11 protein-coding genes are annotated in these 13,810 nt (G+C 43.2%); 4 read left to right on the plus strand and 7 right to left on the minus strand.

All coding sequences use genetic code 11. The annotated features are described in order from the left end of the window. Positions 1 to 16: 16 nt before the first annotated feature. Together FRZ54_RS15070 and sucC are read right to left on the minus strand one after the other, a co-directional pair. A complete protein-coding gene (locus FRZ54_RS15070; RefSeq protein WP_147032413.1) occupies positions 17 to 553 on the minus strand; it encodes a YceI family protein in 537 nt (178 codons plus the stop codon). A gap of 213 nt (positions 554 to 766) precedes the next feature. After that, entirely contained in the window at positions 767 to 1,960 is a 1,194-nt protein-coding gene (gene sucC, locus FRZ54_RS15075) for an ADP-forming succinate--CoA ligase subunit beta (protein WP_147032414.1), read from the minus strand. A gap of 135 nt (positions 1,961 to 2,095) precedes the next feature. Between sucC and FRZ54_RS15080 the strand changes: the two genes are divergently transcribed. The 4 genes from FRZ54_RS15080 to FRZ54_RS15095 all read left to right on the plus strand — a co-directional run bounded on the left by FRZ54_RS15080 (position 2,096) and on the right by FRZ54_RS15095 (position 5,295). Continuing rightward, on the plus strand, positions 2,096 to 2,746 hold the full coding sequence (locus FRZ54_RS15080; protein WP_147032415.1) for an ABC transporter ATP-binding protein: 651 nt from the start codon (positions 2,096 to 2,098) through the stop codon (positions 2,744 to 2,746). 9 nt (positions 2,747 to 2,755) lie between these two features. Further along, the gene (locus FRZ54_RS15085) at positions 2,756 to 3,046 is read left to right on the plus strand and encodes a hypothetical protein (protein WP_147032416.1); all 291 of its coding nucleotides are present in this window, start codon (positions 2,756 to 2,758) and stop codon (positions 3,044 to 3,046) included. Then, entirely contained in the window at positions 3,047 to 3,655 is a 609-nt protein-coding gene (locus FRZ54_RS15090; RefSeq protein WP_147032417.1) for an HAD family hydrolase, read from the plus strand. A gap of 80 nt (positions 3,656 to 3,735) precedes the next feature. Then, complete coding sequence (locus FRZ54_RS15095; protein WP_147032418.1) at positions 3,736 to 5,295, plus strand: S41 family peptidase; 1,560 nt, start codon at positions 3,736 to 3,738, stop codon at positions 5,293 to 5,295. An 83-nt stretch (positions 5,296 to 5,378) separates the two neighbouring features. Here FRZ54_RS15095 and smc read toward each other — a convergent pair whose 3' ends face one another. The 5 genes from smc to FRZ54_RS15120 all read right to left on the minus strand — a co-directional run bounded on the left by smc (position 5,379) and on the right by FRZ54_RS15120 (position 13,775). After that, positions 5,379 to 8,915 carry a chromosome segregation protein SMC gene (gene smc, locus FRZ54_RS15100; RefSeq protein WP_147032419.1) on the minus strand — a complete coding sequence of 1,179 codons (3,537 nt, stop codon included), beginning with the start codon at positions 8,913 to 8,915 and terminating at the stop codon, positions 5,379 to 5,381. A gap of 72 nt (positions 8,916 to 8,987) precedes the next feature. Beyond that, positions 8,988 to 9,773: a PhzF family phenazine biosynthesis protein gene (locus FRZ54_RS15105; RefSeq protein ID WP_147032420.1), complete on the minus strand. Its 786-nt coding sequence runs from the start codon at positions 9,771 to 9,773 to the stop codon at positions 8,988 to 8,990. Between the two features lie 6 nt (positions 9,774 to 9,779). Further along, complete coding sequence (locus FRZ54_RS15110) at positions 9,780 to 10,439, minus strand: ATP-binding cassette domain-containing protein (RefSeq protein WP_147032421.1); 660 nt, start codon at positions 10,437 to 10,439, stop codon at positions 9,780 to 9,782. Between the two features lie 357 nt (positions 10,440 to 10,796). After that, positions 10,797 to 12,776, minus strand: coding sequence for a gliding motility-associated C-terminal domain-containing protein (locus FRZ54_RS15115; RefSeq protein ID WP_147032422.1), 1,980 nt, complete (start codon positions 12,774 to 12,776; stop codon positions 10,797 to 10,799). A gap of 138 nt (positions 12,777 to 12,914) precedes the next feature. Continuing rightward, complete coding sequence (locus FRZ54_RS15120; RefSeq protein WP_094570678.1) at positions 12,915 to 13,775, minus strand: sigma-70 family RNA polymerase sigma factor; 861 nt, start codon at positions 13,773 to 13,775, stop codon at positions 12,915 to 12,917. Positions 13,776 to 13,810 lie beyond the last annotated feature (35 nt).

The following is a 13,810-nucleotide window of genomic DNA, read 5'->3' on the forward strand; positions in this document are numbered from 1 at the left end:
TAGGTATGAAAAATTATTACGCTTGTTTAGCAAGCTGTATGTTTATCTGTAATTTAATATCCTCGCCAACAACAATAGCGCCAGCTTCGGTTACACCATCCCAGGTAAGGCCGAATTCTTTACGGTTTACTTTGCCGGTAATTTCGAAACCGGCTTTGGTATTGCCATAAAAGTCAGTTGCCGAACCGCCAAACTCTACATCAAGTTTTACAGGTTTGGTTACGTCTTTAACGGTCAGGTCACCTTTTAATTCATATTCATCATCGCCTGTTTTCGTAAACGATGTAGAAGCGAACTTAATATGGGGGTATTGTTCGGCATCGAAAAACTCAGGGCCCTTCAAATGCTCGTCGCGGTGAGTCTGCGTGGTATCTATACTGTTGATGTCCAGCGAAAAATTGATCTTCGCATCGCTGAAATCTTCATTTTCCGTTTCTACAGTTCCTTCAAAACTTTTGAAAAAACCGGTTACAGTTGAAATTACGAGGTGTTTTACCTTGAATTGTACTTCTGAGTGCATTGGGTCAATAACCCATTTTGTTACGTTTGCCATAGCTTTTTTGATTGTTTTATTTGTAAATCTTTAACAAAGATAAAAATATATGTTTAAACATCTATTATCATGTTGTTAAGATTACATTTTGTCGACAAAACACGTAGACATTAACATTTAGATGATATAATTTGTTCGGAAGCGGCACAAAAAAAGCCCGTTTACGGGCTTATATATCTTAACTAATCAAGCAACTAAGCTCCAATCACTGATTTATAACGCAAGGACCTCTTTAACTCGTTCAGCGGCTTCCTTAAGCAGGATGGCCGAGTAAACTTTTAATCCCGAATTGTCGATCAATGCTTTTGCTTCTTCGGCATTGGTGCCTTGTAAGCGGACAATTATTGGTACATTAATATTTCCTAATTCCTGGTAAGCATCGATGACACCCTGCGCAACACGGTCGCAACGTACTATACCACCGAATATATTGATCAGGATAGCCTTTACTTTAGGGTCTTCCAATATGATATTAAAGGCGGCTTTCACCGTTTCGGCATTGGCAGTACCGCCAACGTCGAGAAAATTCGCAGGCTCACCACCGGCAAGCTTTATAATATCCATGGTGGCCATAGCCAATCCCGCGCCGTTCACCATACAACCTACGTTACCGTCGAGTTTTACATAGTTCAGGTTCGATTTGCTCGCTTCTACTTCGGTTGGGTCCTCTTCAGCCAGATCGCGCAGGGCGGCAAAATCAGGGTGACGGAATAAGCCGTTATCATCCAGGTTCACCTTTGCGTCAACTGCCAGTATTTTGTTGTCCGATGTTTTTAGAACAGGGTTGATCTCGAACAGCGATGAATCAGTCGCGTCATAAGCCTTATAAAGTGCGGTAACAAATTTTACCATGTCCTTAAACGCCTCGCCCGAGAGATTAAGGTTAAAAGCGATCTTACGTGCCTGGAAAGGCTGCAAACCCACTTTCGGGTCAATTTCTTCTTTAAATATCAGATGGGGGGTATGCTCTGCAACATGTTCAATATCCATACCGCCTTCGGTTGAATACATTACTATGTTGCGCCCTTTTGCACGATCGAGCAAAACACTGATATAAAACTCCTTGGTTTCACTTTCGCCCGGGTAATAAACATCCTGTGCAACAAGTACCTTGTTTACCTTTTTTCCCTCAGGGCCCGTTTGGGGGGTAATAAGCTGCATACCCAAAATATTGCCTGCTTTCTCTTTTACTTCATCAAGGTTTTTTGCCAGCTTAACACCTCCGCCTTTTCCACGACCACCGGCATGTATCTGCGCCTTTACAACTACCCAGCTTGAATTTAGATCCTCTTTTAGTTTTTTAGCGGCTGCAACAGCCTGTTCAACGGTTTCGGCTACAATGCCTTCCTGAACTCGTACGCCAAAGCTTTTTAAAATAGCCTTGCCCTGGTATTCGTGAATATTCATATGGTGAGTAGAATTTGAGGCAAATCTACAATTTTGTTTCACAAATTCAGCGCGCTTAGAATGGTGTTCGGCGATTAGTTTTCAATAATGCCAAGTAATTTCCAATCTCTAATCACTATTCACTAATTTAGCCCCATGCTCAGGGCTCATGCTATCCACAAAACATACGGACAACTTCAGATACTTAAAGGTGTCGATCTTGAAGTTAAGAAAGGCGAAATAGTGACCATTCTCGGCGCGTCCGGTGCAGGAAAAAGTACTTTATTGAACATTCTTGGGACGCTTGATAAGCCTGATTCCGGGCATATTGTTATTGGCAACACTAATGTCAGCAACCTGAGCAATAAAGATCTCAGCACGTTCCGGAACCGTAAGATCGGTTTCGTTTTCCAGTTCCATCATCTGCTGGTCGAGTTTAATGCAATAGAAAATGTGTGTATTCCCGCATTAATAGCAGGCGAATCGAGAAACAACGCTGAAAAAAAAGCCCAAAAGCTGCTTGATATTTTGGGCCTTTCGGGCAGGCTAACTCACAAACCAAGCCAGTTATCAGGCGGCGAGCAGCAGCGCGTGGCCGTGGCGAGGGCGTTGATCAACGATCCGTCTATTATTTTTGCCGATGAACCGTCTGGTAATCTTGATTCGACCAATGCCGGTGAATTGCATAGCCTGTTCAAAAGACTTCGCGACGAGTTCGATCAAACCTTCGTGATCGTCACACATAACGAGCATCTTGCTGAGCTTTCGGACAGGAAAGTTTTGATGAGGGATGGTTTAATTGTATAATAAATTTTGATGTATACGCTAATTACAGCAGCAAACTCATCGGAAGCATACGCGCTTAAAAATTCATTAAATACTACTGATGTTTTATTGGGCGACTATCTTGAACTACCAGAAATACTGATCAAATCCGGCAAAGTAGTTCAACTGCCTGATCCGTTGGAGATCAGTTATACACATCGTATGTTAGCGCTGTGCCTCGACAAAAATATCGATGCGATATATCCTTTACGCCAACAGGAGAAGCAATTGTTGAAAAATTCAAAGCAATTGTTTACTGAATATGGCATTAATATATTCTGAATGATACGGTACATTGATATAGATTCCCGTAAGGACGCTTTTATTTTTGAGCTGGATGATGTGCTTTACCCTGAAAAGGATTATTGGTACCAGGTTTATTATTTATTCGCCAGCTTTTTAGAGTATACTGAAATGATAGACGCGAAAGAAGCAACCAACAGTATGACCGGTACGTATTTATCGGAAGGGAAGGAGCAGGTGTTTGATAATTTGAAGAAAAAGCTTAACCTTGACGAAAAGTATCGGGTTAATTTTAATCACTTAAGTAACACAGCGAAACTTCCGCTAAAGCTTTTGCTGTTTCAGAATATGCTAAAGTTGTTGCAGGAAATTGTGGTGGACCGGAAAAAGATATTTATTGTGACCAATGGCAACCCCGAACAGCAATTGAATAAAATAAAACAGGTGGAATGGAATGGCCTTGAACCCTACCTTACCTGTTATTTTGCTAATGAGCTGGTTCCAAAGCCCGAAACGGATTGTATTGACCTGTTAATAAAGGACCATAATTTACAACGGAGAAACGTATTAATGATAGGCGCGAATGAAACCGATGAGCAATGTGCAGAAGCATCGGGAATAGATTTTATTAAACTAAGCGAACTTTAAAAAGTCTGGCTATAACATATTCTCGTATATTTCGTTAAAATCAAGATATTTTCAAAAGATATATTTATATTCAAACCAATATGAAAAAAACTATTTACTCAATTTTTATACTTTCTGTGGTGCTTTTTGCGGCATGCAAAAGCAATAAGAAAATAAACCCGACGCCTGATGTTACAGGACCAGATGCACCGGGCACGACCCTTGATAAGATCAAGGACTCCATTTTTTTATATGCAAAGGAAGATTACCTGTGGTATAAATCGCTGCCGGATTATGCAACCTTCAAGCCCCGGACATTTTCGGGCGGAGATGACATAACCGCGTTGCAAAAAGAGGTAGACGCATTATCTCAAATAGCAATTAACCCGGCTACCAGCCAGCCTTACGAGTATTATTCTCCAAATCCCGGCGAATCGAAATATTCGTTTATAGATGACGGAACGGTATCTGGCGAGTTAAATGGTGTTATTGGCGATTTTGGGTTTGCACCATTATATAACGATGTTAACGATCTCCGGATCAAGTTTGTCTATCCAGGCTCACCAGCCGATCTGGCGGGTATAAAGCGTGGTTACCAGATAACCAAAATTAACGGACGAACCGCTTTAGCTTACGATGGGGATGGGTCTGGTGTCAACCTGAACTTTATAATAAATGCTTATGCAAACAGTAATACTATCTCCATGGATTTAAAGAAGCCTGATGGTACAACCCTTACGGTGACTAACCTTGCAGTGGCAAATTATACAGTAAATCCAGTATTGACCTATAAAACATTCGACCAGGGTAACGGTCATATTGTTGGATATATCGTATTTAATAGCTTTACATCGCCATCAAATGCAAGCCCGCAACTTAATGCTGCATTCAATTATTTTACGGCTCAAAATGTAACCGACCTTGTTGTCGATCTTCGCTACAACGGTGGGGGATATGTGGCCACAGCGGAATACCTGGATAACCTGATTGTTCCAAGCGGCAAATCGGGTAGTTTGATGTACAATACTTATTACAATGATATTTTAACTGGTAACAAAGAGGTGCTCCTTAAAAATCAATGGCGGAAAGATCAGTCGTCCGGCCAGGATTATAACTATGCACAGTTTGATTATTCGGTAGCGGGCAATGCCGTGAATTTTGCGAAACAGGGATCTTTGAATGTGAATCGCGTGTTTTTCATCGTGACGGGTTCTACAGCTTCGGCAAGCGAATTGACGATCAATAACCTTCGCCCCAATATGGATGTGCAATTTATCGGCAGAACCAGTTATGGTAAACCAGTTGGTTTCTTCGATATAGATATTAATAAATATCAATTGTATATCCCTGAATTTTCGACTAAGAACTCCGCCGGCCAGGGCGATTATTATGCAGGCTTTACTCCGGGCAGCTCAAGCTATCCGGGTGTCCAGGATTATGACGACGTTACCAAGGATTTTGGCGACCCTACCGAAGGCTTACTGGCTCATGCGCTTAACTATGTAAAGACGGGTACTTATTCAATAAGAGGAACCACGATACAAAGCCTTGCTGCAAATCAGAGGACACTTTCTATAGAAGCACAGGGAATAGCCGGTAAACAGTTAGAAAAACACAAGTTTACCGGGATGATATTTGACAAGAAGCTTAAATTGAGATAACCAATTTGTAAAAGCAGGAGGCTGAAAGCATAAAGCATTACTTTGTTTTAAGCTTTCAGCTTTTTGATTTTTGGGCTTTTCGGTCAATCCGCCAGTTCCCTAAGATCAACAGGAACAACCCTCGAGACGCCTTGTTCAACCATCGTCACGCCGTAAATAACATCGGTGCTGGCGATGGTTCTTTTGTTATGGGATACAATGATGAATTGTGACTGGCTTGAGAAATCGCGGATGATATTATTGAACTTATCGATGTTCGTGTCATCCAGTGGCGCGTCAACCTCGTCAAAGATACAGAATGGGGCAGGTTTAAGCAGATAGAGCGAGAAAAGTATGGCCGTAGCGGTTAGTGTCTTCTCACCGCCCGAAAGCTGGTTGATAGACAGTGGCCGTTTGCCTTTTGGCCGGGCAATAATATCAATGTCCGATTCCAGCGGGTTCTCCGGTTCGGTCAGTATCAGGTCGCATGAGTCCTCTTCATTAAACAGGGACCGGAACACCTTAATGAAGTTCTCCCGCACGTTGCCGAATGCCTGCATAAATTTGTCACGTGCCGTGTCGTCTATTTCTTTTATCGTTTCCAGCAGTGATGCTTTAGCTTCACTGAGATCTTTTTTCTGCGCCTGTATAAACTCATAGCGGGTATTCATCTCGTTATATGCGTCTACCGCCAACGGATTGATCGGTCCAAAATCGTCAAGTTGCCGTTTTAGTTTTTCGGTTTTGTCGCGAAGCTCAGCTTCATTTTCATCGGCCGGAGGCTCAGCATCCAGCAGTTCCTGTATATCGATATTAAATTCAACCGAAAGCCTTTCTTTTAAGGCATTTAGTTCCAGCTTTAGGTTGTTCCGTTCGTCCTTTAGCTCATTTTCAACCATTTCAAACTGTTCCTTTTTCCGCCTTAACGCCGCTATATCATTTTCAGTCTCTGTTATTTTGTTCCTCCACGCATAATATTCCTGTTCGGCCTGCTGGGTAGCTTTCTCCAATTCTTCCTTTTGCTTATACATTTCCATCAGGTCCTCGTCGGAGTGATCTGATTGAGCCAGGTTTTCAGTTATGGCTATCTTCACTTTGTCCAGTTCGGCGCTATTCTGTTCAATACGGCTTTCCAGGCTTTCCTTCTGCGTTTCCCGGTATTCCATATCTTTCACTAAGCCGGATACTTTATTCTGCTGCTGATGAAAGCGGATATTTTCCTGGTTATAGGTATTGGCCTGAACAGTAGCCGTCTCGTTCAATTCGTTAAATGCAAGTTGTTTCCCGGCCAGCAGATCAGCCTGTACCTGCCTTTTCGCTTTTAACCCGGCCAGTTCGGGCTGCAGGCGGACCATTTCTTCCTTAATGCTCGTAATCTTTTCTGCTATATCCGCTTTACGATTCAGGCTGTTCTCTATAAACGCCTGGTATTGCTCCTGCCGCGTTTTTACGGTGATCAATTCGGTGTTCAGCCTGTTCAGGTCGTCGTTTAATTGTTTTATCTCTGCACTTTTGCCCAGCATTTTTAAGGCTGACAATTTACTTTGAAGATCACTATGGCGATTTTTTTGCTCGTTTATCTTGTTTTCAACCGATCTGATCTCTTTTGCCAGGTTATCCAGGTTCCGGGCGCGGCCAATGCGTTTCCCTTCGAACAAGCCTACGGACCCGCCGGCCATGGTCAGCTTTGACTTATTGAATTTCCCGCTTTTGCCGATGACAACTACACATTCAGGCAACGCAGACCCATTGAGATCCTTCTCAGCAGAATCATTTACCAGGTAAACATTCCTGAGAAGATGGGTACAAAGATTTTGGTAGCGGGATTCAACTTCGATAACATCCAGGGCTGCTACAGAGCCCTCAATGACCGCCGGTGCCACCTTTTCAGTTTTGTAATTATTCAATATAAAAAACTGAGCCCTTCCCTGCGAAGAATTACTTAAAAGATTAATAGCCGCTATGGCTTCATTGTAATCTTCAACCACATAATAATTCATCAAAGGCTCAAGGTAGTTTTCGATGGCTACCCGGTATTCCTCGCGGCAAAAAAGCACATCGCTGAACAAAGGTGCATTTTTCGCCCAGCCCGATGTCTTTTTGAGAAAGCGGATGGACTCGGGAAAACCCTCCAGGTTATCGACCATGCTTTTGGTCAGATTGTACTCGTTCTGCTTCGCGTCAAGTTTCCGGCTCTCTTTAACTATGGTTTCCTTAATTTCTTCCGATTCAGTCTCAGCTTCCTTTATCTGCAACTGTAGCTTATCTTCCGACTCGGTCATCGTTTGCAGTTCTTTATCCATCGAGTCCGACCTGTACTGTAACTCAGCCACCGCCTGGTTAAAGTGGGATAGTTCAGTTTCCTTGTTGGAAGTATCCTCCAAATTTCGCTGGCTTTCCTGTTCAAGCGCCTGTTGCTGTATTTGTAATATATCTAAGTCTTTCTCTGCCTTGTACATCTCGTTTTGCAACGCATTATTTGCGCTATTGATCTCGTTCAGTTCGGCCCTTGCTGAATTCTGCTGCGCCCTTAGTTCGTCTACAGATTCTTTAAGTTCAGCAACTATCACCTGTACCTTTTGCAGATTTTCATCTTCCAGTACCTTTTCTTCAGCAAGCCTTTTAATGTTGTACAGCACATGATTCAGTTGGTTGCGGTCGCGCTCCAGTTCCTCGTTCAGTCGCGATTCCTTATCCTGCTGAAATTTAAGCTGTTCGTTTTTTATCTTTTTCTCATTTTCATAGGCCCTTATCTTCGCAACAAAATCATTAGTAGCTTTTTGCTGGGTGGCAAGATTCTTCTCTTTTACCAGGCTATCAGTTTTTTGCTGTTGCAGCGATGCTTCGGTATTGTCGATTTGTGTGACAACCCCGAGTTTTTCGTCATGCTGTTTTTGTTCCTGTTCTTCGATCTTTTTCAGCGATTCGCTGAAAGTGATGATCCGGAACGAGGCCAGCATAATGCTGAGGTTTTTGTACTGTTCCTTTAATCTGTAATATCGCTCTGTTTTTTTTGCCTGGTTCTCAAGCGTTTTAAGGTTCTTTTCGATCTCTGATAGCAGATCCTCGACCCGCTCCAGGTCGGCTTCAGTATCTTTAAGCTTATTAAAAGTTTGTTTTTTGCGAAGCTTATATTTGGATATGCCCGAGGCTTCTTCGAAAAGGTTGCGTCTCGAACCTTCCTTGTTTGCGATGATCTCATCGATCATCTTTAACTCGATGATAGAGTAGGAGTCGGCCCCGATCCCGGTATCAAGGAAAAGGTCGGTGATATCCTTTAAGCGGCACTGCACATCGTTAAGCCAGTACTCACTTTCGCCGGCGCGGTATAATTTACGGGTTATGGTAACTTGTGAAAATTCGGTTGGGAGGATGTTCTTGGTATTATCAAAGCTAAGAGAAACTTCAGCAAGATTAGCGGCCTTGCGCCCTTTGGTGCCGTTAAAGATGATGTTCTCCATCTTCTCACTCCGCAGCATGCGTGTGCTCTGCTCGCCAAGCACCCAGCGAATGGAGTCAACCACGTTGGATTTGCCGCAGCCGTTTGGACCAACGATAGCCGTGACACCTTCATTAAAATTGATGGTGACCTTATCGCCGAAGCTTTTGAACCCCTTGATCTCTAACTTACTAAGCTGCATTTTTAAGGCGGAAGCTTAAAGCGGAAAGCTCAAAGCTTTTATTTTTAGTACTAAACTGGTTATGCTTTTAGCTTAAATATAAATTTCTCCTTTTAAGTAGGTAACGGCATTGCCGCTCATCAATACCCTGTTCCCTTTCAATTCGCACCATAACTCACCTTTACGGGCAGATAGCTGGTAAGCATGTAATTTGCTTTTTCCAAGTTTATCGGCCCAGTAGGGTATCAGGTTGCAATGCGCCGACCCAGTTACAGGGTCCTCAGGTATACCTGCGCCGGGAGCAAAAAAACGAGATACGAAATCCGCCTCATTACCTCTCGAAGTCACGATGAAGCCCACAGTATCAAATTTTGACATGGCGGAAAAATCTGGTGTAATATCGAGTATGTCCTCCTCCGATTCATACACGAGGAAGTAGTCCCTCGACCGGAGCACAGCAACAGGCTCTTTTCCTCCAAGAGCTTCAACCAGGCCATTAGGTAGTTCAATACCTATAGGTGGCCTGGAAGGAAAATCCATGGTATATTTATCACCGTCTTTTTTTACAGTTAATACGCCCGCTTTTACGGTCTGAAAATTAATAGTGTCCTTTTGGTAACCCAATTCGGTAAAGATGATATGAGCCGAAGCGAGAGTGGCATGGCCGCAAAGGTCTATTTCAAACTCGGGAGTAAACCATCTCAGCTTATATCCATCTCCGTCAGCTACAAAAAAAGCGGTTTCGGCCAGGTTGTTTTCCGTGGCGATCTTTTGCATCGTTTCGTCAGGAAGCCACTCTTTCAGGGGACAAATGGCAGCCGGGTTGCCGCCAAACAAACGGTTTGTAAAGGCATCAGCCTGGTAAATGGGGATAGTCATTACGATTTAATTGTTGCCACTAAGATAGTTATAAGTAACCAAATCCTCAGTGCTTGTAATAGGTTTTGTGCAACCATCGGCGATTACGATCAGGCGGTCGCTCACGTCCATAATATTGCGATATTGATGATCTGTAACAATGATCCCTTTGTTCTTAGCTACGGTGTTAATAATGCCTTTAAAATAATCCGCCTGTATGGGAGTTACGTGGGTGAAAGGCTCATCCAGTAAAATAAAATACGACCGGCTGTAAAGGATCATCAGCATGCCAAGCTGCCTTAGTTCCCCACCGGATAGCTGTTCTGTTTTTTTACGATGGTGGATTTTATAAATCTCGAGGTTAGAAAATTCGTTCCAATATTCCGTGGCAACCAGCATTTTTGCAAGGCTGCTAACAGGAATTCCTTTCGGTAAATAATTATGCTGTGGTAAATAGGCTACCCGGTTTTTATGGTAACCCTTATCCAGAACATCTTCGTTAATGCTCAAATATTTGTGAGTAGGGGTAAGTACGCCAAAAATGATCTTCAAAAGCGATGACTTGCCGCTTCCATTACGCCCAAGAAGCCCGACCACTTCGCCGGTTGAGCAGTCGAGATAAATATCCTGTAATATTTTACGGCCATTAAATTCAAGTTCTACACTGTCGACCGTTAGTTTAAACATATAAGCGCGATAATTAAGTAAACGAATATATCAGTTATAAGGGCACTAATAAATATCCATCGCATACTATAGCCGGTGTTTCGAAAATAGTAGTAATGGTTTTTCGAAGTATAATAATCAAGGCTGATTGCACCCAGGTAGCCCAATAGTTTAGCTATCAAAAAGCTAATGGCATTTATTGGCAGCCCGCCGAATAGCACCAGGACCTGTGCCGCCACCGTACACGCAACGTTGTACCAAAATATTAGCAGGTAAAACTGAATAGTTAAAATGCTTAATCTTTTCAAATGCTGGGCTTTCCGAACTATGAAACAGATTACTGTTCAAATTATTGTTCAGTGTAAGGGAATGACCCAATCATCTAACCAATAAAACCCACCCCGACTTTTTTTTCAGGTCACCTTCCTTAAAGTCGATGATATAATAGTAAGTGCCGGCCACGGCTTTACTACCTTTATTTGTACCGTCCCATGGTTTGCCATAACTAATACTATGAAATACACGCTGACCACTGCGGTCATATATGTCAATTTGCGCATTTGGGTAGTCGTCAATGTTTTTGATATTCCAGGTATCGTTTATGCCATCACTATTTGGAGTGAACGTATTTACGATGCCCAGTTTTTTATAAACCCGAACGAAGACGCTGCTGGTGCTTATTCCGCAACCTACGGTCGATTCGACATGAAGCGTATAGGTGATGTTGGCAGTGGCGCTGGTTGCGGGTGTCAGCGACGTGGGATCATCTAGGTAATCAGCCGGTGTCCAGTAGGTGATAATGTTATCGCCTGACGCCTTCCCTTTGAGTTTCGCCGTTTCGCCTTCATTCATGCTGAATGTTTTTCCGGCATCAGCTACCGGGTTTTTGTATACAGTTACAGTCGATGTTGCAGATTTGATGTATCCCGGGCATGCGTCATTGCTTATTTCGACCTTGTAAGTTGTCGTCACACCCGGACTTGCTGTTGGGTTGGGTATGTCATCATGGTCGAGCCCGGTTGACGGGAACCATTTGAAGTTGGTTGCATTAGTGCTCACCACGTTGAATTGTACCGAACCGCCCTCACATATTGCAACGTCACTTAACGGCTCTGCTGTTACGGCGTCATATACCTTTACGATGGTAGTGGCGAAAAACGGGCAGCCATTTTTGATTATCCTGAGTGTATAGTCACCCTCGTAACTGTGGTCGGCATTGGTGGTAACTGTCGGACTGCTTTCGCCCGATGTGAAGTTGTTAGGACCGGTCCACAAATAACTATCGCCGCCATCGGCTCTTAAAATGAGCGGGCTGCCTATACAGGTAGTGGTAGTTGACGAAAGGGGATAAGTCGGCAACGGATATACATTAATATTAAGCGGATCGGAATAAATACGGCACTTTTCCGACCCTGCGTTTGTACTGCTTAACACGCCGATGCGATATTGATAAAGCCCTACTTGCGCGGTCGGAATGACAACATGATAACTTGTCGTTGTGGCGCCCGGAATGTCGGTCCATACGGTATCGCCGAGTATTTTTTTCTGCCACTGACAACCCGGGTCGGGATACCCTTGTTGCTGAGCAACCAATGTATAATTCAGATCGTCGTTGATGCAGTTATTTTTATCGGCTGTGTTCCCGATCACGGCAAAACCTGTTTGTATCAAAGGGCCGCAAGGGCTGAACGTAATGTCATCAAGCGCAAGGTCGTTACCTAAGCCACCCCTGCTATTGTTTGTCATTTTTACGATGACATCCGATCCGTCATTTGGAGACGTGAAAAATGTACCGTATTGTTTCCACGATGGAATTGAAAGGTCATCCGCTTTGATATTCCCTGTGTTAAAACTTTTCAAAACTGTGCCGTCCGGTTTTTCAATACTAAAAGTAATATTAGGTTCGGAATAGCCCTGCGTTTGCGGAAGATCACGCAAAATATTTAATATCCAGGCCGCAAACTGGTAGGTAGTGTTTGCACATAGCAAGTTGCCTTTCACCCGGTAAGTAAAAAATTCACTGGGCTCATCTGTAGCGTTAATGATCATCATGTAGCCGTTTTTATCACCTGTATGATCATGGCCAATGTATTTCCAGGTGCCTCCTTTACAGGACGTCCCCATCGATGACAGAAGACTATATTCACCATCCTCACCACCGCACGAAGTAGCATTATATTTCAAATTGGTTATTCCGGTTGCAAGCGGGGCACCTATTTCTCCAAATGTTTTCCCTGTTCCGAAGGTTTCGTTTACTACCGGCGCGCCTAAACTGCCGGTACAAACCTGTGCGTTGGTTGTACCCGGTATAGAAAAGATAACCAGGAATAAAAATGAAACCAGAAGTAAGAGGCGCATCAGGTTATAAAAGCAACATTTACAACCTATAAATTTAGTTTATTTCTTGAAAAAAGCGAGATGTAGCTGATTAAATGTTAAATTGATATAATGCAACATAAAAAAGCCCTCGTTTTTGACGAAGGCTTTCGTTATTTTTTATCCTAAGTAGGATTTGAGTATCTTACTTCTCGACGTATGCCGCAACCGTTGCAGTGCTTTGTCTTTTATCTGCCTTACACGTTCGCGTGTCAGGTTAAATTTCTCACCTATTTCTTCCAATGAAAGGGGATGGTTGGTTCCCAAACCAAAGAACAATACGATGATCTCGCGCTCGCGCTCTGTTAAAGTTGAAAGCGAGCGTTTTATCTCTTCCGATAATGACTCGTTTATCAGGATCGAGTCTGTGTTAGGCTCCTGGTTCTCCAATACATCCAAAAGCGTGTTTTCTTCGCCCTGTACAAACGGTGCATCCATAGATACATGGCGCCCCGAGTTGCTCAGCGTATCGGATATTTTGTCAACGGTAGTTTCCAGCATGTCAGCAAGCTCTTCGGGTGAAGGCTCGCGTTCATATTCCTGCTCCAGTTTTGAAAAAGCCTTACTGATTTTACTTAGCGAACCAACCTGGTTCAATGGTAAACGTACGATACGCGACTGCTCGGCAATAGCCTGCAGGATAGACTGGCGGATCCACCATACGGCGTATGATATAAATTTAAAGCCCTTGGTTTCGTCAAAACGCTTTGCAGCTTTTATCAGGCCAAGGTTTCCTTCATTTATCAGGTCGCCTAATGTAAGTCCTTGATTTTGATATTGTTTCGCCACCGAAACGACGAAACGAAGATTTGTTTTGGTTAACCGCTCCAGTGCTGCCTGATCTCCCTCACGTATTTTTTGGGCTAATATTACTTCTTCTTCGGCTGTTATCAGGTCAACCTTACCAATTTCGTGGAGATATTTGTCAAGTGATTGGGACTCACGATTGGTAATGGATTGGGTTATTTTGAGTTGTCTCATCTATTTTTATTACCTCGATTCTATACTTTAGAATG

The organism is Mucilaginibacter ginsenosidivorans (assembly GCF_007971025.1).
In the GTDB taxonomy this organism is placed as follows: domain Bacteria; phylum Bacteroidota; class Bacteroidia; order Sphingobacteriales; family Sphingobacteriaceae; genus Mucilaginibacter; species Mucilaginibacter ginsenosidivorans.

Coding starts and splice junctions, on each gene's coding strand:
- FRZ54_RS15070 (WP_147032413.1), bottom strand. CDS start 553: ATGGCAAACGTAACAAAATGGGTTATTGACCCAATGCACTCAGAAGTA.
- sucC (WP_147032414.1), bottom strand. CDS start 1,960: ATGAATATTCACGAATACCAGGGCAAGGCTATTTTAAAAAGCTTTGGC.
- smc (WP_147032419.1), bottom strand. CDS start 8,915: ATGCAGCTTAGTAAGTTAGAGATCAAGGGGTTCAAAAGCTTCGGCGAT.
- FRZ54_RS15120 (WP_094570678.1), bottom strand. CDS start 13,775: ATGAGACAACTCAAAATAACCCAATCCATTACCAATCGTGAGTCCCAA.
- FRZ54_RS15095 (WP_147032418.1), top strand. CDS start 3,736: ATGAAAAAAACTATTTACTCAATTTTTATACTTTCTGTGGTGCTTTTT.
- FRZ54_RS15105 (WP_147032420.1), bottom strand. CDS start 9,773: ATGACTATCCCCATTTACCAGGCTGATGCCTTTACAAACCGTTTGTTT.
- FRZ54_RS15110 (WP_147032421.1), bottom strand. CDS start 10,439: ATGTTTAAACTAACGGTCGACAGTGTAGAACTTGAATTTAATGGCCGT.
- FRZ54_RS15090 (WP_147032417.1), top strand. CDS start 3,047: ATGATACGGTACATTGATATAGATTCCCGTAAGGACGCTTTTATTTTT.
- FRZ54_RS15115 (WP_147032422.1), bottom strand. CDS start 12,776: ATGCGCCTCTTACTTCTGGTTTCATTTTTATTCCTGGTTATCTTTTCT.
- FRZ54_RS15080 (WP_147032415.1), top strand. CDS start 2,096: ATGCTCAGGGCTCATGCTATCCACAAAACATACGGACAACTTCAGATA.
- FRZ54_RS15085 (WP_147032416.1), top strand. CDS start 2,756: ATGTATACGCTAATTACAGCAGCAAACTCATCGGAAGCATACGCGCTT.